The following is a 26,444-nucleotide window of genomic DNA, read 5'->3' on the forward strand; positions in this document are numbered from 1 at the left end:
TTAGAAATAAATAAAAAATAAAAAGGAGGGCATTCGCCCTCTCGCCGCCGCCCCCACTACATATAATGGATTATAACCCACCCGATATTCAGTTGGCGGCGGCGCATTCCTTCCTTACAGCTCATCATCCAGGGCGTCAGGATCCAGATCATCGAAATCAAAGCTTTCACCGTCGAAATCGTAATCCTTGTCTTCCGGATCATCCGTTTGGTCAGTGACAAACACGCGAACCTTGGTCTCAGCCACCAGTTCCGCTTCGAATTCCCGCTCTACGCGAAGTGTCACACTGCCGCCGCCCGGAGAGACACCGGCTTCCACACAATTGGGTTCCTGCGTTGCCTCCGCAGAGACCTCTACCGTGGAAGCACGGTGTCTCGGATCCAGATACGACAGCGGAATGAGCTCCACATAGGAGACCGTTTCCTTGGCTACCTCGGTCTGCTTGTTTTTGTCGTACGAATACCAGATGTTCACATCGTAAGTACCGATTACTTCGATTCCGTTTCCGGCGGCAACCGCTTCGTACTGGTGGTTAATAATCCAAGCCCCCAGAATACTTGTCGGATGATGTGGCGGAGTCACGGTATGAGTTGCGGTAGAGAACTTACGACCTTTGCCGCAAATTGCCTTCGTAATGATCTCCCTTGTTTGACGTTTATGACTTAATGACATCTTTAAACCTCCTCCATACAATCATTCACTATCAAGTGTATGCACGTTCTGGGCATTTGTTGATTGTTAGAGTAGAAATAAATTTGGGTAAGCCCTCCATGCGCCCCGTTATAAGATTCATAGTTCATTTTATTGCAAAAATCCCCCGGTTATGAGTACATAGCAAAAAAACGGACAGCCCATAGGGCAACCGTAGAACTTCCGTTAAGCCGCGACTCCACTCCCGCTATTGTAGCCGTTATTCTTAATATCAGAACAGCAAAGACACCCGCAGCAACCGCCTGCGGGTGTCTTCATACGGGGTTTTATAGCGGTATTACCCGCATAATCCCCAAATCCCGGTGCCTGCTGAGATCAATGAAATCCTCATCAATATTAACCAATGGCCGCAGCGGATCATGCGCGAGAATCATGATGATTTTGCCTATCCGCCCATCCGAGAGCACTACTTCGTTGCCTATCATTGACTGCATCAGCTTATTGATAAAGACACTGCAAATATAAGGGTCAAGCTTGCCGTAGACATTATCCTCCATCTGCCTCAAAACCTCATATAAAGGCGAGGCCTTCCGGTAGTAGCGGTCAGAAGTCATCGCATGGAAAATATCCACCACGGCAACTATTTTACTGAAATCCGTAATCCGGTGACCCAGAACACCGAAAGGGTATCCGCTGCCATCCATGCGTTCATGATGCTGCAGCGCAACGAGTGCCTGCATATGATTGGTGCCGACCGTGTCCCTGATCATCTCGTATCCAATAGTGGTATGCTTTTTCATCATCGCAAGCTCTTCTTCATTCAGGGGTCCGGGCTTGGACAAAATTTCAGCAGGTATCATAATTTTCCCGATATCATGAAGCGTTGCGGCAATGGTCAGCATACTTAGTTCTTCCGGTTTCAGCTTGAGCCACTTCCCCAGAAGTGTAGACAAAATTCCGACTGCAACATTATGTCTGTATGTATAATCATCCTTAGACTGCAACGCAGCCAATATTCCGTAAAAATCGTTTTTCTCACTAACCCGCTGGATAAAGGGAATGACTTCATTGCGCAGCTCAATCATGGGCAGCCGTTTGCTCTTGTTAAAACGTAGTTGCTCAAAGATACTCTCCATCGCAGACGTGCACTCGTCAACCGCAATCTGATAGAAAGCTGCACTGTCCACTTGAACCACATCATGTGGCTCGAGAAAGATTTTGTGCTGACTGATCAGACGGATATGATCACTGCTTAACAAAGTCAGTGCGGGCAGAACAAACACGCCATTATGATTGAAGAGATTCTCAACAAGCTGTTTACCGATATATTGTTCATTGCTGTTGTTCAACAGTCCTCACCTACCTGCGCAGAAATTCACCTATGCGAACTGTCTGCAGTAATTGGAACTTTCACTGCCCCATCTTCTAATGAATAACACGTTAATCCTGTTGCCTGAACAAAAACTGAATGACGGGACAATTACCAGCTCACTTTTAGTTCTTACATTTCTTATCGTTATTTTACGCGGCAATGTTAATACCTCACCGACATTTACATTTTTTAGATTACGAGGATCACCGGAAAGTGGCCGGTCGTTTCAGCGGTTTGGCTTCAACCGGAACCTTATGGCGTTTGGCAATTTTCAGATAAAGCGCCAGCTCCCGGCAGAGCTGCAGAATCGCAGAACGGACCTCGAACTCTTCACGGGTTTCCGGCAGCTCCATCCGCTCGAACTCCTGCTCAAGCGCATCCAACAGCTTCTCCGTCCGTCCAGTGTATTCCTCTGCCAGTACATCATTAGAGAGCTGATCGAACAATTCGGCAACCATATCTCCATGCGGCAGCTGCCGGTACACCTGGGAGAGTAATTGCATCATATTCTGGATTGACTCCAGTTGCTCCTTTCGCATATAGAAATAAATATTCCAGGCCTCATCCGGATGAATCACATGGTTTTCCATTTCCCTGGACGCAGCCGTCAGCCCCCGCTGTACGGCCTCGTTCGCACCGATAAGCTCCTTACCGTCCCAGATATAACCCGGGTCCCGCAGCGTCCTTGCCATTTGTACAAATATAATCGAAAAGTACTTGTCGACCTCCTTGCGGATACCCGCAATTACCCCGCCGGTCTGCGGCATATAGATCAGATTGACCAGCCCCGCCGATCCCAGGCCCACAACCAGCAGCTCAATCTGCTGCAGCAGAACATGAAGTGACAGTTCAGCTTGTCCGAACACGCGGAACACGATTACCGAGCTGGTAACGATGCCCTCCTTAAAGCCCGATTTAACGATCAGCGGGAAACCGAACAGCACATACAAGCCAAGTACCCAATAATGAAAGCCCAGGATGAAAAACAGAATACAGCCTAAAAAGAGTCCCACAAGCGAGGCTGAGAAACGTGCCATTATCGTTCGGAGACTCCTTTTACGCGTAGTTTCCACTCCGAGGATCGCAAGCAGGCCTGCGCTCTGCGCGTTAGGTATGCCTATTGCGGCTGCCAGCAGAATGGACAGCAGCGTCGCCGCCGCTGTTTTGATAATTCGAAATCCCATGTAAATACCTCTCCTTGGCGTTTCATCATTCAGGTAAAGATATAAACATGGTACAAGATTTTCCGGGGAGACACAATATGACATGTTTCTCACCGTCTCGACAATAACAACTTCTCCACATAGACAACCATCTGGTACATCGCCGTAGCCACCGCTGCAATAATCAGCAGACTGGACATGACAAGAGTGAAATTGAACACCTGAAAACCATATATAATCAGATATCCAAGCCCCGACCTCGCTACCAAAAATTCACCGACAATTACACCCACCCAGGACATGCCAACGTTTACCTTCAAGGTAGAAACAACCGTAGGGAAGGATGCCGGCAGGATAACCTTGAAAAACTCCTGTACTCTTGTCGCCCCAAACGACCTGACCACCTTCACAAGATTCGGGTCTACGCTGCAAAAACTGTTATACACAACAAGAGTCGTAATGAGAACAGTGATGGATAAAGTAGTGATGACGATTGCAGTAAATCCGGCACCGAACATCACGATAAAGATAGGCCCCAGCGCCACCTTAGGCATACTGTTGAAAACGACCATGTACGGGTCAAGCACCGCTGATAAAAAAGGCGACCACCAGATGATCACTGCCAGCAATGTTCCAAGCAGCGTTCCGAGTACAAAGCCGACCACGGTCTCCCCTACGGTTATGCCCAAATGCGGCCAGAGGCTTCCGCTGATCATGTCTTCCCAGATCTGACGGAAGACCTTCGTCGGATAGCTGAACAGCAGTTCGTCAATCCAGCCCAGCCGGGCCCCTGCTTCCCATAGCAGAAAAAACAGCAGCAGCAGACTGCCACGCACGGCCATGACCCTGCTCTGCCAGCGCCGTTTTTTCTTCCTGTAATCGTTATGTTTCTGCTCCAGCCATTGTGCGCGGGAAGCCGTTATTTCGCTTTGCTGACTTGATTTCATACGTCTTCCCTCCCAGCCAACTCCATTTCCTTCCAGACGCCATGAAAAAGCTCCGCGAAACCGGGCAAGTCCCTCGCATACAGCGGGGGCGTATTGCGGATTTCCTCCGGAACGGTAAATATCTTACGTATTCTCCCCGGGTTCCGCTGCAGCAGTATCACCCTGCTGCTGACGGCGATCGCCTCTGACAGATCATGGGTAACCAGTACCGCAGTGGTCCCGCGGCGGCGCAGCGTCTCAGATACCAGATCCTCGAGCTGCAGCTTGATTTGATAATCAAGCGCAGAGAACGGTTCATCCAGCAGCAGCAGGCCCGGGTCGGTAGCCAGTGTCCGTACCAGTGCCACACGCTGGCGCATACCGCCGGACAGCTGTGACGGATAGGCTTGCTCTTTGCCCTCCAGCCCCATATCCTTCAGCAGCTCCAGCGTCTTTTGACGTGTGTTTTCGTTCAGATTTCCGGTGAGCTCCAGTCCAAGCAGAGCGTTGTCCAGGATCGTCCGCCAAGGAAAAAGGTAATCTTGCTGGAGCATATACCCTACCTCCGGGGAGGGACCCTTGAGACGATGTCCGTTAACGAACACTTCGCCGCGGGATGGACTGAGCAGCCCGGCTATGATCGACAACAGTGTCGTCTTGCCGCAGCCGCTCGGCCCGACGAGACTGACGAACTCTCCTTGTTCTACACTGAGGCTGAGGTCCTCAATGGCCAGAGAAGCCTCGCGGTCACCCAGATAGGCATGCGTCACTTCCTCCAATTGCACTACTGGCAGCATATCAGCCCCTCCTAACCCTTAGTCTGAAGACAACGCTACTTGACGTTGTCTTTCGCATTTTCCGCAAAGCTGTTGTTCACAATTTTCTCCGCCGGAACCCGTTCTTTCAGCTCTCCGGCATTATCCATAACATCCAGCAGATTGTTCCACTCTTCGCCTTCCACCACCGGATCGACGGCATAGGTGTCCTGCTCTTTATAGCGCTTGATCGCGGAGATCACAATCTCACGCTCCGTTTTATCAAAATACGGAAGTACCGCATCGGCAATCTCTTCCGGACTATGCTCTTTCACCCATAGCTGTGCACGCTGGATTGCATTGGTAAATTTTTGCACAGTATCACTATTTTTCTTGATATAACTACCCTTGGACATAAAAGCCGTATAAGGTAGGTAACCGCTCTCCACCCCAAAGGATGCCACCACCTGGCCCCGGTCTTCCCTCTCAAAAATGGAAGCCTGTGGCTCAAACAGTTGTACATAATCACCTGTCCCGGAGGCAAAGGCACCGGCAATATTGGCAAAGTCGATATTTTGAATCAGCGTGAGGTCCTTTTCGGCATCAATCCCTTTGTTAAACAAAGTAAAGGCACCCGCCATTTGCGGCATACCCCCTTTTCTTTGTCCGAGGAAGGTCGACCCCTTTACTTTATCCCAGTTAAAGTCCGCATCCGGTTTGCGGGCGAACAGGAATGTACCGTCCCGCTGGGTCAGCTGGGCAAAAGTGATAACGGGATCATCCGCTCCCTGCTGATAAACATAAATTGAAGTCTCCGGACCAACAAGCGCCACGTCAATGGCTCCTGAGAGCAATGCGGTCATTGTTTTGTCACCGCCGGGTATAGTCTGAAGCTCCACATCCAGCCCCTCTTCCTTGAAGAAGTTCTGGGATAATGCCACATATTCGGGCGCATAAAAGACGGATCGGGTTACTTCGCCGATCTTCACTTTTACCGCAGCCGAGTCTCCGCCGCAGCCGGCGAGCACTGAAAAACACAAGGCGAGAATCATGAGCGACAGTGACAGCTTTTTCTTGTTTTTCATTCTTCATTCTCCTTTCTTCCCGGGTCTTTTTGCCCTTGTTTACAGCATATGCGAATACCAAAAGAAAGGTTAAAGAGAGTAACTTTCAAGTGAAAGAACTGGCGCGATTCGACTAAGACATCAATAAAGCGCTTACTATATTTTCATATTAATGAAGCTATTTATTGGAGGGGTCCGCAACAGATGAAATACAAGCCTTTGACCTTGCCTAATCGCTCATGCTGCGCACTTTGACCATTTGCAGGAATATCACTACCATGCTTGCCGGATGCTCTGACAACAACATAAACGCCGTCCAGGCTACCGCTTCTACGGCACCAGAACTTTCACCTGCGCCTTCAAGCGGCGGATTACTTGAATGATTCCGGTTAGCGGCAGCAGGCAAAGCATATCTACGAAGATCAGGTATGGGATAGAAGCGAGGCAACAACTGCCAAAAACGTGGCATGGTGGCAGGAATTCCGCAAAGCGATAATCGAGGTAAACCGCTAGCTTATATCGTGTGGGAGGTATGGGAGAATTCAGCTGTTTCCGTAGGGGGCCTATCTGGATCATGCCTTTGATTCGGGGTTTAATTTCAGCCTGGCCGAAGCAGTGCTGAATTCTGCCAATACAGAAAAAGACAGTGGGATTGCCTTTTACTCTGGAGCGAACTTATAAGCTATATTCGCAGATTTCAGGGGGGAGCCTTAGCCAACTGGCGAACAATCCGGATCATGCCAGAATGGCGCAGCTATTCTGCTGACCTTGCCGGACAACCCGTTTATTTATTATGGGGAAGAGATAGGAATGCTTGCAGTGAAGCCCGATGAAGGCCTACGTGAGCCTATGAAATGGACTGCCGATGGTCAAGGAGATGGCCAGACCACCTGGGAGCAGGCGATGAATAACACCGCTAATTCCGGTGCTGATGTGGAGAGTCAGCTGCAGAACAGAGGTTCTCTGCTGGAGCATTAACGTCAGCTTATTTCCTTGCGCAATGAAGTACCTGCACTGAGAGACGGTGGAATTCGCGAATATTCTTCCGGAAACAGAGGCATTATGGCCTTCGAACGGATCACTGCCGGAGAGCAGGTATTGGTGGTTCACAATTTAACTGGCGGGACACAGAACATTTCGCTACATCCCGGCACGAACACCGTTACTTATTCTTCAATAATCAAGACGTTCCGGGGAAAAGCGGGTCAGGCGGACAACATGCTTACACTGCCTGCTTATTCCACAATTATTCTGGAGTAAACACTGGAGATGTTTGCAGCACCCACTCATAGAGAGCAGAGCATATCTGCGCTTTCGTAACCGGAATGGCAACCATCCAGTCCTCCGCGGCTTCGCAGCTCATACGCAGCAGCCAGCCGCTGGAGGTATCTTCAATAAAAAAGGCATGCTGGAGCTTACACTCCTCTTTGCTGCGTGAACACAGCTTAAGCTCTCCTTCAGCCGTTTTGTTCTTCATGACCTTCGCAAGCTGTGCGGATTGCAGCAAATCCCCTGTTTCCGCTGTCAGACATTCTGCCAAAAAACACAAGCTGTAGGTTGCGGCGCTTTCTTTTAGCTCCTTATATCTCCGTCTGGACAGATGCAGACATGGTACATCCTCTACGGTAAACTCTGCAGGCTCAAAGCAATTAAACAGATAATAACAAGCACGCTGCACCTTCTGTGGATCGCTCAGTCTATAGACGAAGGAATCTGAGGGCTCAATGCCTGCGATCAATGTTACATCCTTATGTACCTGCAGGCAGATATCCTGTACTTGCTCACCTTCACAGTATTTTAACCGGCATATTCGGTCCGCGGATGCTGCCATTTGCATCAGATCCGAAATTTCCTTCCCCGCTGGCTTATCTGGGAACAGAAAATTAGCTAAATATACCTTATCCTTTTTATTCACATTGATATATCCTTCCCGGATCCCGCTAACCTTGGAATCACACTGCAATAAAAAAGTCCCAAACTATAAAACTTGTAATCTTTATGTTATCATAAGCTAATTTTAAGGTAAAATTAAGAAACGAGGGGTATGATCTATATCATGAAATACTTGTAGCGAGGTGATTTCAAAATGAGAATGCTCATCACATTTCAGAACAAGCTTGTACCTGTATACTTCACTACAGAAAACAAACAGCCCACCCAGAAGGTTATCCGGTTGCTGAACAGCACGCTGGAGCTCAAAATCCAGAAGGGCAAAAGTGCTCTTCAGAAATGCTTAAATTCTCTGATTAGTATCGAAATTAAAGGCTCTGAAGCTATATTGCACAGTTATAGTGAAAATGATTCATTGGCTCTATCCCTCTATTAATTAGAGGGGTATTTTTTTATGCAATAAAAAAGCACACCCCTTCATTAAGATGGGATGAGCTCCGCTCGTTCTATATGTTGGCCGGGTATCTGTACGTCAGCGGCATATCTCAACTAATCCGGTGATTTCTGTTCTCTTCCTTTTCTGCCTTCTGAATCCGCAGTTTGAACAACTTCACTAAGTTGCGACGAGTCTGCTCTTCGTGACAGTTGTCCAGTTTTTTAATGATAAAACGGTCAATGGACATATCAATCGCTCCTTCTTCAATAAGTTGTATTGCCAACCTGAGGTGAGGAAATCTTTTCCTATAATCCTTGTAACACCTATATAACCGGGTCCTGTATTCCTTAAACTTTGCCCAAAAATGAAAAAGAAGCTGAGTCAGAGCGCTTTTACTACATATTGATGTTCTGCCAAAAAAACAATTCGTTTATAAAGAGATGTAGTAGCCCTGCAAAGAAAAGGCCTTTGCTGTCGAGCGAATAAAAATTTATTTCGACTGTTATTTACAAACTAATTATTAAATGCTATATTATTGATAGTAAGTATTAAATATATATTTAAGGAGAAATCATATGTCTAATGTACTTTTCATCAAAGCCAATAACCGCCCTGCAGATCAATCCGTAAGCGTTCAGCTTTACAACGAATTCCTGGCAAGCTACAAGGAGTCCCACCCGCAAGACGAAATCACTGAACTGGATTTGTTCGCGGAGCAACTTCCTTATTATGACAACACGCTGATTACCGGTGTTTATAAAGCTGCACAAGGCTACGAAGCTACTCCTGAAGAAGCTGCCGGTGCTGCACTGGTTAAGAAATACCTGGATCAGTTCCTTGCCGCTGACAAAGTAGTATTTGCTTTCCCGCTCTGGAACATGACCGTTCCGGCTGTACTTCACACTTACATCGACTACCTGAACCAGGCTGGCACTACATTCAAATACACTGCTGAAGGTCCAGTTGGCTTGCTGACTGGCAAAAAAGCAGCTGTACTCAATGCCAGAGGCGGCATCTATTCCGAAGGACCGGCAGCAAGCGCTGAAATGGCCGTCAACTTCATCATGGGCAACCTGAACTTCTGGGGCTTCAAAGATACTACTCAAGTGATCATCGAAGGCCACAACCAGAACCCTGCACAATCCGCAGAAATCATCGCAAGCGGATTGCAACTGGCCAAGACTGCTGCTGCATCGTTCTAAGAACACGCCAGCATTAAAGGTCCGGTTCTAAAGATAGACATCTGCACTTTAATTAGATATATGCATTGCAATTAGCCGGACTTTTATTTATATATAGCAAGGGCGCAGCTTCTCTGGAGCTGCGCCCTTGCGTTACAAGAGGGGCTCCTTACAGCCATTCTAAGGCTTCAAGGGACCCTCTTGTTCAGGTTACTGTAGCTTAATTATACTGTTCCTCAATATTCCTCCAGCTCCCGGCGCCAGCCGGAATTTCTGGAACGGGAAGGCGCTGCCTTGGTCGCAGCGGCTGCTGTTTTGCGCTTCTGCTTCACTTCTTTGCTGCTCTGGTACAGCAGCTCCTTCTGGGTTTTGCGGTAATTCAGCAGCCGTTTTTCTTCCAGCTCTCCGGTCGATACTGCCGCGAGGACTGCGCAGCCCTCTTCTCGTTCATGTCTGCAATCGCTAAAGCGGCAATCTGCTGCCAGACTGCTGATATCCCCGAATGCGAGATCAAGTCCGCCTTCATCCTCCCACAGCTGCAGTTCACGCATTCCCGGGGTATCGACAATGATACCGCCGTCCGGGAGGATGAACAGTTCCCGGTGAGTGGTCGTGTGCCGCCCCCGGCTGTCCCCTTCCCTGACATCCTGGGTGAGCTGCAGGGTTGCTCCGCTAAGCCAGTTAACCAACGTTGACTTCCCGCAGCCCGAGGAGCCGGTCAGGGCCACTGTCTGACCGCTGCCAATATAGGGCAGCAGTTTATCCCGCCCGTCTCCGAGCAAGGCGCTGACTGCGTACACGGCCACTCCGGGTGCTGCCCGCTCCATCTCTGCAATTTTGCTCTCTGCATCATCACACAAATCCGCTTTGGTCAGCAGGATCACCGGGTTTGCCCCGCTGTTCCAGGCCATGATCAGATATCTTTCCATCCGCCGGACATTAAAATCGTCATTTAACGCACTGACAAGGAATAAAGTGTCTACGTTGGAGGCCACAATCTGTTCCTCATTTGTATTTCCCGCTACCTTCCGCGAAATCACACTTTGCCGGGGCAGCACGCCATGAACAACGGCATGTTCTCCGCCATCCATCATCACCAGCGACACCCAGTCACCGATTGCCGGATAATCCCCGGAATCGTTTAAGGTATGTCTGAGCCTGCCTGCCAGCTCCCCCCAGGTTTCTCCCGTTTCTGTCATAACCCTGTACTTGCTGCCGAAATCGCCGACAATTCTGCCGGGTACAAATGTTTTGTTTTCCAGACTTTGATGCAATTCGTTCCACTTGTTCATCCAGGTTTCATTCCAGCCATATTGTTCTATTGTCATCTAAATCCTCCTGATTGTTTAGTTCGTACACTCCCGGCCCGGCTTCGAAAGAAGCCGGCGGCGGAAATAAATCACTTCGTTTCTTCTGACTAACGTGTATTACGGGAACACAAAAAGCCGCCGGAATCCTCATTCCGGCGGCGGACTTCACAGAAACTCTCCCCTGCACTATGGCAAGGGACAATTTCTGTGAAGTCAAGATCAGAGCATGCCGGTCCCCACCACGAAGAGGAGGATCAGCACATTTCTGTGCGTGAATCCGGTATGCACGATACAATAACCGTATCCGTACTTACCGATCCACACAAAAAAGCCGCCGGAACACATACGGTTCCCGGCGGCTCTAAAAGGCATCGTAGAGCTTACCCGCAAAGCTGCGTGTTACTTACACTGCAGCTGCTGTTCCCGGAAGACACGTATCCACAACAGTTGTTACCAATCGCGCAATTGCAATATAAACTGTCATATAACATCGTCTCCTTCCGAACTAATATGCTGTAATAATAAACTTGCCGGCAGCATATTGTCAACATCAAAGCTAAAGAATCCCCTTCAACTCATCAAGCTCATGGATGGTTTTCCATGGATGCACATCCAGCTTGTCATCCCATTCATGATTACGCTTCAGCCAGATTGTTTCCATACCCGCCTTGCCTGCACCCCAGATATCGTTCACCGGATGATCGCCGATGAACAGCGTCTGTTCCGCTGTCGTGCCCAGACGCTCCAGTGCAAGACGGTAAATAGCCGGATCCGGCTTGCTGATTCCGGCTTCGCCGGAAATGACTATCGACTTAAAGAAGCCGCGCAGTCCAAGAAGATCGATTTTGCCATATTGGATCTGTTTCTTGCCGTTCGTAACCAGACCCAGAATATACCCCTGCTCCCGGCAGTAGTTCAAAATATCTTCGGCGTACTTCATAAGCGCTCCGTGCCCGGTGTAGGTCTCATCATAATAGGTCCGGATGTCCGCAGCCGACACTGCCTTCTCCCATGGCAGCACCTCACTAAGCTCGGCAAAAAAACCGTCCTTGTCCCGGTACCCGTCAGCATCCCGCACAATAATATCCTCTACTACCCGCTGCGCTTCTTCCGGCTGCAAATGCCCGAGGAAATCACGTACAAATTGTTCGCTGAAACTGCGGAAGGTTGAATCACGGTCCATGAGCGTGTTATCCAGATCAAACAGTAGTGCTTGTACTTTGTTCATGCAATAATTCTCCTAATCTATAAATTCTTCCGGAACGTGTTACCAGTAATTCATTGTACTATGCCAGCATGAACAAAGAAAAGACCGTTCTGCTGACAGGCACCTCAGTGCCCCTCAACTGAACAGTCTTCCTCGTGTTAAGTGTAAATCGTTCATTCATTCAAAATGCTCCGGGCGATGGGTCAGCATCATCTCTTCCTCCGTGATGTACAGCGGAAATGGCGGTGTTTCTTTCAGATAACGTTCAGTGTGCAGCAGGCGGTAATGAACCTCCGGCAGCCAGGTATCCTCAAGCAGCGGCAGCTTGCCGGTGTCGTTAATATAATTATCCACAGCCGACTGAACCATATCAATATAATAAGGCACCATCTTGTCAGCTTCCTCAAAAATTTCGAAGGTTTCCCGCGACATGTAAAACTTTTGATGAGGCACTCCGCCCAAATATCTCTTGAGCCGGATAAGGTCAATGCTCTTATCCTCCAGAATCAGTGCGGTACGATTGATCGGAGCAGGCATATCTTCTTCAAATTGCCTAACAGCTTGCTTGATCTGCGGCAAAGTAACAGTGAGATGAACGGGAGGTGTATTTTTTTTCGCGCGTTTGAATATCATACTGAAAGTCTCCTTTCGAAGTATATGTCAGATAACGCTTACAATTCCAGTTTATTCGTTATTCGGACATTTAATCAGTCGAACCTTCAATTGTCACAAAAAATCCCCATATATTAGATCATTATTTGACATTTTCCCAGTGAGTCCACATCTCCGGAGGGTTAAGCTCGTATTTGTCATTTTCCCGGTACATAAACTGGTGCATGATGAACTCCCGGCGGATCGTGGCATAATCTTCATGGAATGGTTTGATAAACTCGTTGATTTCTTTTTCCGTATACATCACACCGGGTTCAAGCTTCTCAACCATATATTGCAGTGCAATCAGCTTCTTCTTGTATTGTGCGGGAATCTGGCGCAGCCGGCCGTCTTTGGCAAAAAAGTTGCGCAGCACTGAGTCCTTCAGACTCTTGTCTGTAGATAACTCGTCCATATCGTCTGCCCCCTTGGCAAAAATAAATTTAAGCGATGCCTCTGAACCCGCCTTGATAAACTCGGGGTTCAGCGAAAAGTAAACCGTATTCTTGTCTCTGCGCTCCTTGATCATTGCGGCCTCACGAAGCTTGGCAGCATGATGGGTTACGGTAGGCTGTGATAAATTAAGTTTCTCTGCCAGCGCCTGTCCGTGCACCTCCCCCTTGGACAGCAGCAGCAGCATGCGCAGGCGTGTCGGGTCGGATAAAGCTTTATGGTAATTCACAATTTTCTCCAGCTGCATCGGGGTCACTCTCCTATAACATTTGCAAGCAATTTTCACAATCAAACTATGTTTAGATATATATCTAATTATACTCTAATCCAAACTCCAGAGCAATAACGATTAGCTGAATATGCTGCACAGATAGCAAAAACATTAAATTTAAGGTACGATTTAGAGAAAAGAAAGTATACACCAGGAGGTTGCCATCCATATGAAAGACGTCATTATTATCGGGGCAGGTCCGTGCGGGCTTTCGGCCGCAATGGAATGCCAGCGCCAAGGGCTGTCCAGCCTGATTATTGAAAAAAACTTTATTGTCCACTCCATTTATCTGTATCCGACCAGCATGCAGTTCTTCAGTACAACCTCTTTATTGGAGATTGGTAATGTACCTTTTACCTCACCCAATGACAAGCCTTACCGCCATGAAGCACTCGTCTATTACCGCCGCGCCGCCGAGCAGCATGGGCTGAAGATTGCCGCTTACGAAGAAGCGCTCTCAGTCGAACGTCTGGCGGACGGAAGCTTCGCAGTACATACGATCACTAAACGGGGGGAACAGCTAACCCATGCAGCCTCAAACGTGGTGATCTCCACCGGTTATTTCGACCAGCCCAATATGATCGGCATCCCCGGGGAGGAGCTCCCTAAGGTCACGCACTATTTCGGTGAAGCCCATCCCTATACGGGGATGAAGGTTACTGTCATCGGCGGCAGCAATTCAGCTGTGGATGCGGCACTTGAATTAATGCGGGTGGGCGCTTCCGTAGATATGGTTTACCGGGGAGCCAGCATTTCGCAGAACATCAAACCGTGGGTACGGCCAATCTTTGAAAGCATGGTGGCTAAAGAAAAGATAACGCTCCATCTGGAGTCACGGGTAACCGAAATCACCCCCGGTTCAGTCATTGTTACTAAATCAAACGGTGAGACACTTGAACTCGACAATGATTTTGTACTCGCCTTAACCGGCTTCCGCCCCAGCAGGACACTTTTGTCTTCCGCAGGGGCAATCATGGACGACGAACAGGATAAACCTGCCTATAACCCGTCCACGATGGAAACTAACATCCCGGGACTTTATGTAGCCGGAGTTATCGCCTCCGGACGTAATGCAAATGAGGTATTCATCGAAACCGGACGGGGTCACGGGAAGCTGATTGCGGATCACATCATTTCAAAACGGCTTATTTAGGATAAGGAGTGTTTCGTTACGATGGATATCACCTCGCTCCTCCTGCTGGGCCTCGCAGCCCTCGGTATTATCAGCAGCAATTCGCCGGTAACGATCGCAATGGTTGTGCTGCTGCTGCTGAGGGTGCTTAGACTGCAGCAGGCTTTTCCGTGGCTCGAAAAGTATGGCCTGACTGTCGGGATCATCATCCTTACCATTGGCGTGATGACCCCGCTGGCGAGCGGTAAAATATCGCTGCAAATGATCTGGCATTCCTTTTACCACTGGAAATCGCTGCTTGCCATTGGGATCGGTATCCTTGTTGCCTATTTGGGCGGGCGTGGAGCAGTGCTTATGGGCAGCCAGCCTACGATCGTTGCCGGCCTGCTGATCGGCACGGTTATCGGTGTCGCTTTCTTCAAGGGCGTACCCGTAGGTCCGCTGATCGCGGCAGGTATCCTCTCCCTGCTGATTGGACGTGGATAATAGTTTAAAGATGGAGACAGGCAGGCCACTCTACTCACTGTGAGCGGAGTGGCCTGCCTGTTTGGCATGTCCAGATGGGGATGAAGCTTATAAACCTGTTCCCTCAACCCGGTATTTCTCCTCGAGTTCTGAGCGGTAATGGGGGTCATAGCGAATGAGCTTGGGAAGTGAGCAATCGGGCATTCCGCTGTCGCTGCCGTCCGGATGAGTGCCCGTTGGCTCAGTTAGGGCCTGTTCCTTGACTCTTCTGACAACCTCCTCGTCTATTTCTACCGTTTCCTCATCCACAACTTCTGCATCAACAATGCTAAGCGGGACGAGCACTGTTTTACAGATCTCCATGCCACTGTGATCTGTGAATGACACATGAATGCTCAAGCTGACTAAACCGCAATCCATAGGCTGGATTGTATAGATCCTCAATAAAAGGTCATTTGGTATTTCGGGCTGCTCAATAATGACTCTGCCACTGGTATCCTGTGGATAACCCTTTGCTTTCCCGTCCCAATGGATCCCTGCTGGAAGCTGCAGTTCAAGTACCGCTTGCTTCCCCCCGCCAAGTGGCTCCAAATGGACCCAGAGGTGATTCATTCCCTCTTCATTCTCCAGCACAGACTTTGCAAGACGCACCTCGATCGTGATTGCCGCTCCAGTCATGGGGTGTTGCCTCCCTTCAGCAGCCGGTTCACCGTTTCAACCAGCTCGGACTTTAGTTCTGCAGATATGCGCGGACTAACCGTAAGCATCACATCTTCATTAATGACTAGGGTCTCATTGCGGAAAATATGCTCCGTTTGGTAGAAACGCAGACGGTCGCCAATCTTAGCCACTTCCTCCGCAGGCAATTCCGCAAGCTTCTCTTGAATATCTGCCAGACTCTCCCCGCTTTTGGACAAGGTGAGGATCGCCCGCAAATATTCCAGATGCCGGCCGGTATAGACCCGTTTGTTGCCGGATAATTCCAGCGGTGGCAGAAGCCCGATTTGCGTATAGTACCGTATCGTTCTTAGATTCATATCCGGCTCTTCCCGCTGAAGAAGATCGGCAAGCTGTTTGCCGGTATAGGTATTCATCCAACCATCCTCCACTTCGCAAAAATGATTTAAACTTCCGACATTAGTTACACTTCACTGTTATAGTTACAGTATACTGTAACTTAAATTCAAATGCAAAGAAAAAGCGGCTCCCGAAGGAACCGCTTGGCAGTACACTCTATTCATGCATCCAGCCGCTGCACATTGAACAGCCGGGCGTAACTTCCGTCAAGCGCCATAAGCCCTTCGTGGGTACCCCGCTCGGTGATCTCTCCATTCTCCAGCACAACAATCTGGTCTGCATGGGTAATCGTGGACAGTCTGTGGGCGACAATCAGCGTTGTGCGCTCGGATGAAAGCGACTGGAGCGCCTGCTGGATCAGATGCTCCGATTCCAGGTCCAGTGCCGAGGTAGCCTCGTCAAGAATAAGCACCTTCGGGTCCTTGAGAAATACCCGCGCAATCGCCACGCGCTGTTTCTGGCCTCCTGACAGCTTCACCCCCCGCTCTCCTACCTCAGTTTCATAGCCATCAGGAAGCTGCATGATGAAATCATGCGCGTTCGCCGCCTGCGCTGCAGAGACAATTTCCGCCTCACCAGCCGCCGGATTGCCGAAGAGAATATTCTCACGTACCGAACCGCTGAACAGGAAATTATCCTGCAGTACCATGCCGACAGTCCGCCGCAGACTCTCCTGTGTCAGCCCCCGGATATCATGTCCATCCATTCGCAGATTGCCTTCACTGATATCATAGAACCGCGGGATCAGACTGATTAGGGAGGACTTTCCCCCGCCGCTCATCCCTACAAAGGCCACCGTCTGTCCGGGGTTTATCCGCAGATTAATATCCTTCAGCACATATTCGTTCTCATCGCCATATTTGAACCATACCTGATCGAACTCTATATCTCCTGTCGGATTGTTCAGCGGCTTTGCTCCAGGCTGATCGACGATATCGTAAGGTTCGTCCAATAGCTCCATGACCCGCTCCAGCGATGCAGAGGCTTGAGTCAACACGGTGGAAGAATTGATCAGCCGCCGCAGCGGGGCATACATCCGGTCCAGGTAACCGAAGAAGGCAACAAAGGTACCCAGCGTCAGATTGCCGTGTATCACCTGATATCCCCCATAACCGATCACAAGCAGCGGGGCGATGTCCGTTAAGGTATTGATAATAGCAAAAGTAACGGCGTTCCAGCGCGTTTGGGCCATCGCCTTTTCCAGAAACTTGCCGTTGATAGCCTCAAATTGCTTCTGGTCCACCCGCTCCATCGTGAAGCTGCGGATAATCGCTATGCCCTGAATCCGCTCATGCAAATAGCCTTGAATCGCTGCCAGCGCCTGGGAACGGTCCTTGGTCAGCAGCTTGAGCCGCTTATAAAGTGTGTTCACGGCAATGCCGTACAGCGGCAGGATGGCTATGGATACAAGCGCCAGCACCGGATTGAGGTAGAACATGAAACCTAGTGCAAACACGAGCGTGAACATATCCAGCCACACGTTCATCATCCCGACTTCCACGAGATTCTTTGACTGCTCCACATCATTGATGAATCTGGATATAGCCTCGCCAACCTTAGTATTCTGATAGTAACGCAGTGACAGGCGCTGCAAGTGGCTGTACAGCTTGTTGCGCATGTCGAACAGCACTTTGCTTGTGATCAGCTGGGCAAAATACTGACGGAAATACTCAACAGGACCTCTAACAATGACGAATAGGAATAATGCGCCTCCGAGGACATACATCAGCTTCGAGACACGTTCCGCGACAGTCAGTGCGGAGTTGCTCAGAAGATCATCCACCACATATTTCAGAATCAGCGGCAGTGTCAACGGAATGCTAAATTTGATCATACCGATAATAAGCGTCAGCACAATCCATTTCATATAAGGCCGGACAAAAACAAAATAAGATTTCCATTGTTTCACAGATGGTTACGCCCTTTCTCTTCACCTTGTTGACTGGGTACTGTTGACATTTGCGCTCCACAGTGTTTTTATAATTTTAAGTCCATCAGTACGATTGCAGTACCTGAACTTCAGGAGGATAACGATGTCTAGACAATTTGTGACAGAAGCGGTCATGATGGCAATTTATGGCCAGCTTCTCATCCCGCAAAGCCCTGTAGAATATATAGTGCCCTATACAACCATCATGGAATTGTATGAACTGCGGGACAGTGACGAGCCGTTAATGAACCGGGCGGATGATGATCAGCACGTCAAATTGAAGATCCGTGAACTGATCGCCTATTTCGAGGAACCCCTCAATTCCAAGAAGATCAACCGCTGTCTGGCTGTTCCATGGGCCAAGAGCTCCGGCATTCTGCTAGGAGGGCAGGCACAGATCACCATCATCAACAGCATTGATAATGCTACATACGGAGAACTGTTTGATCCGATTGAAACTGAGCTGCTGCTCTCTTCCCAGCGTGAGAAAGTACCGATTCTGACCGACCAGTTCGAGCTCATTCAGCGCATCATCGAAGGCGGAGTCCCCGTCCAGGTGTATGACATTGATGACTTTGATTTCGCTATGGAGGAAGAGACTTTCCGCAGCTCGCACTAATGACGTTTTAGAATTTATAGGCCCAACCTTATAGATTCTTGTATCCGTAAATTCTCTATCTGAAAAAGCCCCTGCCTTTTGGCAAGGGCTTTTTCAGACAGCAACCTGTGCTGTAGCATAGCCAGACTGCACTGGGCAGAATTACTCCTGCACTCCACCGGCCACCGGCAGAAGCTCATACTGGTAGTCGATATCATCCTCAGCCTCCACATAGACAATGGATAGGCTGTATCCCTCCATATACCACAAGTCCTGCTCTTCCATATAAAAAATCAGGCCTCCCTGCTCAGTCTTCACAGCAGGACGTCCCGGCAGTTCGGTGGCGATCCCCAGTGAAAACCCGGGATGCAGGCCTCCTCCTGAACTGTAACGGGGAAATAACCGAATGTGCGCCCCTGTCTGCAGATCTAATTCCCGCTTAAACCAGGTGGCGGCTTCTGGGCTGATTACCATCTTCATGTCTTTTAGCTCCTCCCGTTTTTACTTATCATACTGAAAAAAAGTCCATATTCCAAATTATCGCAACGTATTTTATCATACTGCTAATTCGAAATTTGTTCAAAATTACATTTGACAATTCTTAACTGCGGATGATAAACTCTGAACATAACGAAGCGTCTTCAAGTTATTACCAAAACTAAGGAAAGGGTGAGCGCGGTGTTTAACCTTGTTAAAGTTGATTTTTATACTATTGTCGGCAACTGTACACAACTGAATACCAAAGCAGCCCAAGTAGTGGAAAGCACCTGAAGAATCATGTATGTAACGCGTACATCTTGATTTCAGGTTATGCAAGTCTCTTCCATGTCTCAGTGCTGTCTTAGCACCGTTGACATGATAACTGCTGTATATCACAGGCATATCATCCGTTTTCGGATGATATGCCTTTTTGTATGCTGTTAAGGGCTGAACCACTATTGACACCATTCCAACAGCCGACAATACTTCAATACGAAAGGAAGGGATTTCCCTTGTTCTCCGTTCTCCGAAATCTCGGTTGGTTCTTCCGCCGGGAGAAAAGGCGCTACACTGTAGGCCTGATTTTATTAATTGTAGTTGGTGTGCTTGAACTGCTGCCTCCTCGTCTGCTCGGCAATGCCATTGACGAAATCGTACGCGGCTCGATAACCTCCGGTTCCCTCATGAAGTATATTGGCCTGATCGTCCTCATGCTTCTAATTATTTATTGGATCACCTACATATGGATGCATAAACTGTTCGGGGGTTCCAACCTTGTGGAGCGTCTGCTCCGCTCCCGCTTTATGAATCATCTCATGACGATGACTCCTTCCTTCTTCGAGCGCAACCGTACCGGTGACCTTATGGCCCGGGCAACCAATGATATCCGGGCCGTATCGGCAACCGTAGGCTTCGGGATGCTGACTCTGGTAGATTCAACGGTTTACCTTACTGTTGTGCTGCTGGCCATGGGCTTTCTGGTCAGCTGGAAGCTGACACTCGCGGCAGTGCTGCCGCTTCCGCTGATCGCCATCGCCATGATTTACTATGGTAAGGCCATTCATGACCGGTACAGTCTGGCACAGGATGCCTTCGGAGATATGAACGACCAGGTACTGGAATCCGTATCCGGTATTCGTGTGATCCGGGCCTACGTACAGGAACGTATGGACGAGAAACGATTCTCCGACATTACGGAGGATGTATACCGCAAAAATATGGCGGTAGCCCGTGTTGATGCCTTTTTCGAACCAACGATCCGCTTTTGTGTGGGACTAAGCTATATTATCGCGCTTACCTACGGTATTTATCTTGTATTCCGCAATCAAATTACACTCGGAGATTTAGTCTCCTTCAATATGTATCTGGGGATGATCGTGTGGCCGATGTTTGCGATCGGTGAGCTGATCAATATTATGCAGCGCGGCGGAGCATCCCTTGAACGGATCGATGAGACGCTGAATTCCCGTCCCGATGTTGAGGATATTGCTCATCCGGTTCCGGTTGAACACCCGACGCGTATTGAGCTGAAGGATGTAACGTTCCGTTACCCCACTTCGACCATCGACAATTTGAGCGGCGTCAGCTTCTCCCTCTCCCAGGGACAGACGCTCGGGGTAGTCGGACGCACAGGCAGCGGCAAATCGACATTGCTGAAACAGCTGCTTCACGAATATCCGTCCGGTAAAGGCGACATCCTGATCTCCGGTGTGCCGATTGGGCAAATTGCCCTCGACCGCCTGCACGGCTGGATGGGTTATGTGCCGCAGGAGCAAATTCTGTTCTCCAAATCGGTTCGCGAGAACATCCAGTTCGGCTACAATAACGCCAGCGACGAACGGATTATGGAAGCCATCACGGCAGCAGCTTTCCAGAATGACCTCGGTACCTTGTCTGACGGCCTGGATACCTTAGTGGGTGAACGCGGTGTCTCTCTTTCCGGAGGCCAGAAACAACGTGTCTCGATCTCCAGAGCCTTTATCTCAAATCCCGATATTCTGATCCTGGATGATGCGCTTTCTGCCGTTGACGCACGTACAGAAGCCAAAATAATCGAGAACATCCGCTCGGAGCGGGCCGGCAAAACCACGCTGATCTCCACTCACCGTCTCTCTGCTATTGAGCATGCCGATCTGATCGTTGTGCTGGATAACGGACATATAACAGAGCGGGGCACCCATGAGGAGCTGCTGAACATGAACGGCTGGTATCGTGAGCAGTTTGACCGCCAGCAGGTGGAGAACAATTTAACGAATGAATAAATGATGAGCATAGGCTTTTTGAAGCTCCCTAAAAACGTTTAGGAGGTGTCCCTGTTGACACAAAGTACGGGCAAACGCCTGCTGCAGTACGCATTAACTGCCAAAAAAACATTTATCGCAGCACTACTGCTGCTTACTATCGGAGTGGGAGCCGAGCTGGCAGGGCCTTTTATCGCCAAGAGCATGATCGACAATCATCTGCTGGCCATAGAGAAGCCCTACTTCCAGACAGACTCTTCCAAGGATGCCGCTGAATATAATAATTCCTTCTACAAACGCGGGGACCGGTTTGCCGAAGGCGAAGCCAAGGGCCAGGAAATCCGCCTGCTACAGGTTGGAAAAAGCTTCTACTTTATCAATGAAGCCGTAGCGCAGCCTGAAGGCGAGCGGACCTTCCGTGACGGAGAGATGCATATCCAATACGGAGACACTCTGAGTGTCTATCCTGCCGAGAAGCTCTCGGCAAATGAATTATTCGCTTTTTACAAACCTGAATTCCCCGGCATTTATAAACTGGTAGGACTGTACGCGATATTCCTGGTCATCTCGATCATAGCGGAATTCGGTAAAACCTACTGGTTGCAATCGTCGGCCAATCAGGTCATCCGCAAGCTGCGGACCGATGTATACGCCCATATCCAGCGGCTGCCGGTTTATTTCTTCGACAATCTGCCTGCGGGTAAGGTCGTCTCCCGGGTTACGAACGATACAGAAGCGGTCAAGGATCTGTTCATTGCCGTATTATCCAACTTCAGCACAGGGATTATCAATATTATCGGCGTTTATGTCGCCCTGTTCCTGCTGGATATTCACCTCGGACTGGTCAGTCTGTTCATTGTCCCGATTGTGATTCTCTGGATCGTGCTGTACCGCAAAGTTGCCACCAAATACAATACCATCATCCGCTCGCGGCTTAGTGAGATCAACGCCATTATCAATGAATCGATTCAAGGGATGTCAATCATCCGCATTTTCCGCCGCCAGAAGCAGAGCAGTGAAGAATTCGAGCGCCTGAACGATGATTATCTGAAATATCAGAATAAAATGCTTAACCTGAATGCCTTCACTTCGCACAACCTGGTGAACTCGCTGCGCAGCCTCTCCTTTGTACTGGTATTATGGTACTTTGGATTCGGCAGCCTGGATGGCTCTACCTTTGTGTCGCTGGGTGTGCTGTACGCCTTCGTCGACGTGCTCGGACGGATGTTCCAGCCGATTACCGGGATGGTCAACCAACTGGCCAATCTGGATTCCTCGATGGTCTCTGCCGGCCGCGTATTTACACTTATGGATGAACCCGGCGAACCGGTGACCGATGGTTCCATGCCGCGTTACAAGGGAGATGTGGTGTTTAAAGACGTTTCCTTTGCTTACAAAAAAGACTTCGTCCTGCGCGACATTTCCTTTGAGGCCCGCTCTGGTGAAACTGTCGCTCTGGTGGGGCATACCGGCTCCGGTAAAAGCTCGATCATCAATCTCCTGTTCCGCTTCTATGATCCGCAGCGCGGAAGCATTACCATTGATGGTCAAGAAGTTAAAGATCTGCCGAAGCAGTGGCTGCGAAGCCATATGGGTATTGTGCTTCAGGATCCTTACTTGTTCACAGGGACCATCGCTTCCAATGTCAGTATCGGAGACGAGCGGATCACACGGGAGCGGGTGGAACGGGCACTGCGGGAAGTCGGTGCGGATAAGCTGCTGTCTCATCTGCCCAAGGGCTTCGACGAGCCGGTGGTGGAGAAAGGCAGCACGCTTTCAGCCGGCCAGCGTCAGCTGATTTCATTTGCCCGGGCGTTGTCCTTTGATCCGGCCATTCTTATCCTGGATGAAGCGACCTCCAACATCGATACGGAGACAGAGAGCATCATACAGGAAGCGCTGGAGGTGCTGAAGAAAGGCCGCACCACCTTCATCATCGCTCACCGCTTATCCACGATCCGCAGTGCGGATCAGATTCTTGTCCTGCATCACGGTGAAATCGTTGAGCGCGGCAGCCATGATGAGCTCATGGCGCTGGGTGGACGCTACTTCCGCATGTACCAGCTTCAACTCGGTGCCGGTGCCGAAGCAGTAGCCAACTCGGCTTCCGCATCTTCTTCCGCCTCTGCCGCAGTCCTGCAGCCTTCGTTCAAGCAGGGCTAGTGATTCAACAGCTTCTCCCCAAAAAGAGACAGTTCCTCATGTATTGAGGAGCCTGTCTCTTTTTAATTTACTTAATAGTAATACTTCCTGTAAGTTTGTAATCGGATCTGCTGCGAGATATCCTAAAAATGAATTCATGACCAAGGCATACGCACCGTAAAACACACCTAAAGAGGTAAACGTTTTTTGATTTTTAAAATAAGACATGCCCACAAAACAGAAAAATAGAGCAACGGCCCCCCATACTCCGATAAAATATGTAGAACCAACTCCAATGCTTATGAATATCATTAGCCAAATTATTATTTCTTTGACACTAAAGTAATAGCGGGAAACGGATTGATAAATAAAAAAGAAGCTTATTATTTGAATTATCATTATTAAATGGATCATTTTAAACACCACCAGTCTTCACACGAAAAATCCCCTTTACCACCAATTGTCATATTAACTTAATGACACTTTCCAGTCTATCACTAAACTTCCCTTAGTCCTGCTAAATTGTATTTGTATACAGAACATTTGTTCTATATAATGGAAACTAATTCATAGGATTGGAGTGATTGATAATGATTACTTACAATATAAGCAAGAAGCAGGCTAGACTTTTTTTGCTGCAGCATCAGGGGCTAATCTCCGGTGGTCTTCCTGGCGGCAAGACGGGGATTTATGAATTCGTGCGCCATGTAGGCTGTATTCAGTATGATCCGCTCAATATTGCCGGGCATAATCATGAGCTTGTGCTTCAGGCACGGATTCCCGGCTTTATTCCCTCTCAAGCCAATGAGCTTCTGTACCAGGACAGGCTGCTGATCGACGGCTGGGACAAGAACATGTCGATCTATTGCACAGAGGACTGGCCCTGCTTTCAGCGGCTGAGGGAAGCAGCCTCCGGGCGTCACCAGGGAAATGAACCTTTGGAAGCAACGGTGCTGCAAGTCCGTGATGCGCTAAGTCAGCGCGGCCCCCTCTCTTCTCTGGACCTGGAAGGCAAAGAGAAGATTAACTGGGCCTGGGCCCCTGCCAGATTGTCTCGGGCAGCTCTGGAAACCATGTACTTCCGGGGTGAAGTGTCCATTCATCACCGTGTGCACACACGCCGCTACTACGATTTCACGTCACGCCTGCTGCCGGAGCAGGTCGTTGCAGCAGCCGATCCCAATCCCACGACTGAACAATACCATGACTGGTACGTGCTGCGGCGCATTGGCAGCATCGGACTCCAGTGGAATAAGTCGGGGGACGGATGGCTTGGCATCTCCGGTCTGAAGAGCAAAGAGCGGACCGCGGCAGTGCAGCGTCTGCTGCAGAAGGACAGCCTGCGTGAGGTGCAGGTGGAGGGTATTAAGCTGCCGCTTTACATGCGGACAATGGATGCGCCCGAGCTTGAAGCTGTGCTGCAGCTGGGGGAAGAGGCTGAAGATTCAAGAAGTTTTTCTCCGGGAAGTTTCGCCGCTGCTCTGGCTCCCTTGGACAATCTGTTGTGGGATAGAGAACTGATCCGGCAGCTGTTCGGATTTCATTACCGCTGGGAGGTATACAAACCTGTGTTGGAACGGGAATATGGTTACTACGTGCTTCCGCTCCTCTATGGTGACCGTTTTATCGGCCGGTTTGAGCCGGTCATGAACAGAAAAAGCGGCATCCTTACCATTACCCGCTGGTGGTGGGAGCCTGAGGAGGTGCTTACTGCAGAGAGGGTACCCGCACTGCGGCAAGCTTTGTCCTCCCTAGCGCGCTGCACTGGAGCATCCGCTATTCAATTTGCCCCGGAGGTAATCAAGGCATGTGGACTTGAAGCGCTGGAGACAGCAAATCTGTAGCACAGCTCCTCATTAAACACAAAAGAACTCTCCTATGAACAGCATTTCTGCTATCTGGGAGAGTCTTTTTGCCCTTCTATGTATACACGTTAGCGAAGCGGTTTCTGCACGATATAATCTACGAAGCCCTGAGTGATCAGTTGACCGTCATATATTCGCTCCAGCACCCTGTCTTCCTTATACAGCAACTTCATCCCGCTGAACAATTCATCCGGTTCTGTAGCGGTATAGTAAGAGTGGATCACCGGCAGATCATCGTCAAACTGCTCGTACTGGTTCTGTCCAAGATCGCCGCCTTCACCGCAGCGGAAATCATTCACCGTCAAAAAGTTAACAAACATGATCCCACCAGGCTTCAGCACTCTCTTCATCTCTTCTATGGATTGGACGACCTCCAATTTCCTCATATGAAAGATAGAATTATAGGAGTAGACGAAGCTGAATGACTCATCATCAAAGGCAAGCTGCCGCATATCCCCTCGCTGTATATCCAGTTCATAGCCCTTTTCTGCAGCCCAGGTCTGAGCTATATCTATTTGCTCCGGATTACAGTCTATGCCGCTGGCCACATACCCATACTGGGCGAATAAGCCAAGTGGAGGACTGTCTCCACCTGCTCCGCAATCCAGCACAGTCCGCTCAAGATCACTTTCATTACAGAAACTAAGGTATCTGTACAGTGGAATTTGCTTATAAACTTCATTCACATTAAATCCTCCTCCTCAAGACCCAATTTCGTGTACATCTCCGTGCAGTAGCCCTGCAGCTTGATTTCCAATCTTCTGGCCTTGTTCTTGAAACGCTTCAGCTCACGGATCATGTGGGCCCTGCCGGCCGGAGTGAAGGTCTCCTGAATGCGTTCCTTGAAATAGTCATGGACAATATGGTTGCGCTGCTTCCAGACTGCTTGCAGCTGCACCGTCTCCTCTTCCGAGAATGGAAAATGATGCTGGATTTCTTTGATGAGCTGGCCGAGTGAATTGCTGAGTTTGCGCTGATACAGATCTGCGAGATCCGCTTCAGTAGGTGTCTTCCCCTGAGACAGCTTCGTAAGCAGCAGCAAATTGGTCAACTGCTGCTCAAGAGCCTGACAATAATAGACTGCCAGCCCGAAATAAGCAAATAGCTCTTTGGATTGTTCACTCTCCGGTATTTGTGTATCCTTCATCTTTCCTCCCGTTTCTCTCTCTTCATTTTTTCATAAAA

31 protein-coding genes are annotated in these 26,444 nt (G+C 49.3%); 11 read left to right on the plus strand and 20 right to left on the minus strand.

The features are described from left to right. Positions 1–114: 114 nt before the first annotated feature. The 7 genes from NST07_RS19110 to NST07_RS19140 form a co-directional block, all read right to left on the minus strand. On the minus strand, positions 115–672 hold the full coding sequence (locus NST07_RS19110; protein ID WP_038593037.1) for an outer spore coat protein CotE: 558 nt from the start codon (positions 670–672) through the stop codon (positions 115–117). A 305-nt stretch (positions 673–977) separates the two neighbouring features. Continuing rightward, positions 978–2,000 carry an HD-GYP domain-containing protein gene (locus NST07_RS19115; protein WP_038593039.1) on the minus strand — a complete coding sequence of 341 codons (1,023 nt, stop codon included), beginning with the start codon at positions 1,998–2,000 and terminating at the stop codon, positions 978–980. A 226-nt stretch (positions 2,001–2,226) separates the two neighbouring features. Next, positions 2,227–3,207, minus strand: a complete 981-nt coding sequence (locus tag NST07_RS19120; RefSeq protein WP_341093813.1) for an aromatic acid exporter family protein — start codon at positions 3,205–3,207, stop codon at positions 2,227–2,229. 89 nt (positions 3,208–3,296) lie between these two features. Continuing rightward, positions 3,297–4,133, minus strand: coding sequence for an ABC transporter permease (locus NST07_RS19125; protein ID WP_341093814.1), 837 nt, complete (start codon positions 4,131–4,133; stop codon positions 3,297–3,299). Then, positions 4,130–4,909, minus strand: a complete 780-nt coding sequence (locus tag NST07_RS19130; protein WP_341378855.1) for an ABC transporter ATP-binding protein — start codon at positions 4,907–4,909, stop codon at positions 4,130–4,132. The genes NST07_RS19125 and NST07_RS19130 overlap by 4 nt, the downstream gene beginning before the upstream one ends. A gap of 35 nt (positions 4,910–4,944) precedes the next feature. Next, positions 4,945–5,952, minus strand: coding sequence for an ABC transporter substrate-binding protein (locus NST07_RS19135; RefSeq protein ID WP_341093818.1), 1,008 nt, complete (start codon positions 5,950–5,952; stop codon positions 4,945–4,947). A gap of 208 nt (positions 5,953–6,160) precedes the next feature. After that, a complete protein-coding gene (locus NST07_RS19140) occupies positions 6,161–6,400 on the minus strand; it encodes a hypothetical protein (RefSeq protein ID WP_342479947.1) in 240 nt (79 codons plus the stop codon). A 341-nt stretch (positions 6,401–6,741) separates the two neighbouring features. Between NST07_RS19140 and NST07_RS19145 the strand changes: the two genes are divergently transcribed. Together NST07_RS19145 and NST07_RS19150 are read left to right on the plus strand one after the other, a co-directional pair. Then, a complete protein-coding gene (locus tag NST07_RS19145) occupies positions 6,742–6,909 on the plus strand; it encodes a hypothetical protein (protein WP_342479948.1) in 168 nt (55 codons plus the stop codon). 9 nt (positions 6,910–6,918) lie between these two features. Continuing rightward, on the plus strand, positions 6,919–7,191 hold the full coding sequence (locus NST07_RS19150; RefSeq protein WP_341097698.1) for an alpha-glucosidase C-terminal domain-containing protein: 273 nt from the start codon (positions 6,919–6,921) through the stop codon (positions 7,189–7,191). Here NST07_RS19150 and NST07_RS19155 read toward each other — a convergent pair. Further along, positions 7,178–7,846: a hypothetical protein gene (locus NST07_RS19155; RefSeq protein ID WP_342479949.1), complete on the minus strand. Its 669-nt coding sequence runs from the start codon at positions 7,844–7,846 to the stop codon at positions 7,178–7,180. The two genes, NST07_RS19150 and NST07_RS19155, sit on opposite strands and share 14 nt — an antisense overlap. A 171-nt stretch (positions 7,847–8,017) precedes the next feature. Here NST07_RS19155 and NST07_RS19160 point away from each other — a divergent pair, with 171 nt between their 5' ends. Beyond that, on the plus strand, positions 8,018–8,257 hold the full coding sequence (locus NST07_RS19160; protein WP_038593052.1) for a hypothetical protein: 240 nt from the start codon (positions 8,018–8,020) through the stop codon (positions 8,255–8,257). A gap of 109 nt (positions 8,258–8,366) precedes the next feature. On the opposite strand, the gene NST07_RS19165 is transcribed toward NST07_RS19160, so the two are convergent. After that, complete coding sequence (locus tag NST07_RS19165; protein ID WP_179091687.1) at positions 8,367–8,504, minus strand: hypothetical protein; 138 nt, start codon at positions 8,502–8,504, stop codon at positions 8,367–8,369. Positions 8,505–8,832: 328 nt separating this feature from the next. Between NST07_RS19165 and NST07_RS19170 the strand changes: the two genes are divergently transcribed. After that, a complete protein-coding gene (locus NST07_RS19170; RefSeq protein WP_341093824.1) occupies positions 8,833–9,459 on the plus strand; it encodes an FMN-dependent NADH-azoreductase in 627 nt (208 codons plus the stop codon). Between the two features lie 215 nt (positions 9,460–9,674). On the opposite strand, the gene rsgA is transcribed toward NST07_RS19170, so the two are convergent. Further along, a complete protein-coding gene (rsgA, locus tag NST07_RS19175) occupies positions 9,675–10,766 on the minus strand; it encodes a ribosome small subunit-dependent GTPase A (protein ID WP_341093826.1) in 1,092 nt (363 codons plus the stop codon). 189 nt (positions 10,767–10,955) lie between these two features. Between rsgA and NST07_RS19180 the strand changes: the two genes are divergently transcribed. Beyond that, a complete protein-coding gene (locus NST07_RS19180; RefSeq protein WP_342479950.1) occupies positions 10,956–11,267 on the plus strand; it encodes a hypothetical protein in 312 nt (103 codons plus the stop codon). A gap of 37 nt (positions 11,268–11,304) precedes the next feature. On the opposite strand, the gene NST07_RS19185 is transcribed toward NST07_RS19180, so the two are convergent. The 3 genes from NST07_RS19185 to NST07_RS19195 form a co-directional block, all read right to left on the minus strand. Continuing rightward, positions 11,305–11,976, minus strand: coding sequence for an HAD family hydrolase (locus tag NST07_RS19185; protein ID WP_342479951.1), 672 nt, complete (start codon positions 11,974–11,976; stop codon positions 11,305–11,307). Between the two features lie 156 nt (positions 11,977–12,132). Next, the gene (locus tag NST07_RS19190) at positions 12,133–12,588 is read right to left on the minus strand and encodes a DUF3939 domain-containing protein (protein ID WP_038593064.1); all 456 of its coding nucleotides are present in this window, start codon (positions 12,586–12,588) and stop codon (positions 12,133–12,135) included. A gap of 121 nt (positions 12,589–12,709) precedes the next feature. Next, positions 12,710–13,306, minus strand: a complete 597-nt coding sequence (locus tag NST07_RS19195; protein ID WP_341093830.1) for a metalloregulator ArsR/SmtB family transcription factor — start codon at positions 13,304–13,306, stop codon at positions 12,710–12,712. 193 nt (positions 13,307–13,499) lie between these two features. On the opposite strand from NST07_RS19195, the gene NST07_RS19200 reads away from it, so the two are divergent. After that, positions 13,500–14,483, plus strand: a complete 984-nt coding sequence (locus NST07_RS19200) for a YpdA family putative bacillithiol disulfide reductase (protein ID WP_342479952.1) — start codon at positions 13,500–13,502, stop codon at positions 14,481–14,483. 21 nt (positions 14,484–14,504) lie between these two features. Beyond that, the gene (locus NST07_RS19205) at positions 14,505–14,948 is read left to right on the plus strand and encodes a DUF441 domain-containing protein (protein WP_341093833.1); all 444 of its coding nucleotides are present in this window, start codon (positions 14,505–14,507) and stop codon (positions 14,946–14,948) included. A gap of 87 nt (positions 14,949–15,035) precedes the next feature. Here NST07_RS19205 and NST07_RS19210 read toward each other — a convergent pair whose 3' ends face one another. From NST07_RS19210 to NST07_RS19220, 3 genes are all read right to left on the minus strand, one after another. After that, positions 15,036–15,605 carry a hypothetical protein gene (locus NST07_RS19210; protein WP_342479953.1) on the minus strand — a complete coding sequence of 190 codons (570 nt, stop codon included), beginning with the start codon at positions 15,603–15,605 and terminating at the stop codon, positions 15,036–15,038. Further along, positions 15,602–16,021: a MerR family transcriptional regulator gene (locus NST07_RS19215; protein WP_341378864.1), complete on the minus strand. Its 420-nt coding sequence runs from the start codon at positions 16,019–16,021 to the stop codon at positions 15,602–15,604. The genes NST07_RS19210 and NST07_RS19215 overlap by 4 nt, the downstream gene beginning before the upstream one ends. A gap of 143 nt (positions 16,022–16,164) precedes the next feature. Beyond that, entirely contained in the window at positions 16,165–17,913 is a 1,749-nt protein-coding gene (locus NST07_RS19220) for an ABC transporter ATP-binding protein (protein ID WP_341093839.1), read from the minus strand. Positions 17,914–18,037: 124 nt separating this feature from the next. Here NST07_RS19220 and NST07_RS19225 point away from each other — a divergent pair, with 124 nt between their 5' ends. Next, complete coding sequence (locus tag NST07_RS19225; protein WP_076109478.1) at positions 18,038–18,553, plus strand: ADP-heptose synthase; 516 nt, start codon at positions 18,038–18,040, stop codon at positions 18,551–18,553. Between the two features lie 141 nt (positions 18,554–18,694). Here the strand turns inward: NST07_RS19225 and NST07_RS19230 are convergent, their stop codons facing one another. After that, positions 18,695–19,012 carry a hypothetical protein gene (locus tag NST07_RS19230; RefSeq protein WP_341093840.1) on the minus strand — a complete coding sequence of 106 codons (318 nt, stop codon included), beginning with the start codon at positions 19,010–19,012 and terminating at the stop codon, positions 18,695–18,697. 512 nt (positions 19,013–19,524) lie between these two features. On the opposite strand from NST07_RS19230, the gene NST07_RS19235 reads away from it, so the two are divergent. Together NST07_RS19235 and NST07_RS19240 are read left to right on the plus strand one after the other, a co-directional pair. After that, positions 19,525–21,273 carry an ABC transporter transmembrane domain-containing protein gene (locus NST07_RS19235; RefSeq protein ID WP_341378865.1) on the plus strand — a complete coding sequence of 583 codons (1,749 nt, stop codon included), beginning with the start codon at positions 19,525–19,527 and terminating at the stop codon, positions 21,271–21,273. A 54-nt stretch (positions 21,274–21,327) separates the two neighbouring features. Beyond that, the gene (locus NST07_RS19240) at positions 21,328–23,415 is read left to right on the plus strand and encodes an ABC transporter ATP-binding protein (protein WP_342479954.1); all 2,088 of its coding nucleotides are present in this window, start codon (positions 21,328–21,330) and stop codon (positions 23,413–23,415) included. Positions 23,416–23,451: 36 nt separating this feature from the next. Here the strand turns inward: NST07_RS19240 and NST07_RS19245 are convergent, their stop codons facing one another. Beyond that, entirely contained in the window at positions 23,452–23,793 is a 342-nt protein-coding gene (locus tag NST07_RS19245; RefSeq protein WP_342479955.1) for a hypothetical protein, read from the minus strand. Positions 23,794–23,984: 191 nt separating this feature from the next. Here NST07_RS19245 and NST07_RS19250 point away from each other — a divergent pair, with 191 nt between their 5' ends. Further along, a complete protein-coding gene (locus tag NST07_RS19250; RefSeq protein ID WP_341093846.1) occupies positions 23,985–25,238 on the plus strand; it encodes a winged helix DNA-binding domain-containing protein in 1,254 nt (417 codons plus the stop codon). Positions 25,239–25,327: 89 nt separating this feature from the next. Here the strand turns inward: NST07_RS19250 and NST07_RS19255 are convergent, their stop codons facing one another. Next, a complete protein-coding gene (locus tag NST07_RS19255) occupies positions 25,328–25,945 on the minus strand; it encodes a class I SAM-dependent methyltransferase (protein WP_341093848.1) in 618 nt (205 codons plus the stop codon). After that, entirely contained in the window at positions 25,942–26,406 is a 465-nt protein-coding gene (locus tag NST07_RS19260; protein WP_038593114.1) for a hypothetical protein, read from the minus strand. Before NST07_RS19260 ends, NST07_RS19255 begins: the two co-directional genes overlap by 4 nt. Between the last annotated feature and the right edge of the window lie 38 nt (positions 26,407–26,444).

The organism is Paenibacillus sp. FSL L8-0340 (assembly GCF_038593145.1).
Classification (GTDB): domain Bacteria; phylum Bacillota; class Bacilli; order Paenibacillales; family Paenibacillaceae; genus Paenibacillus_AQ.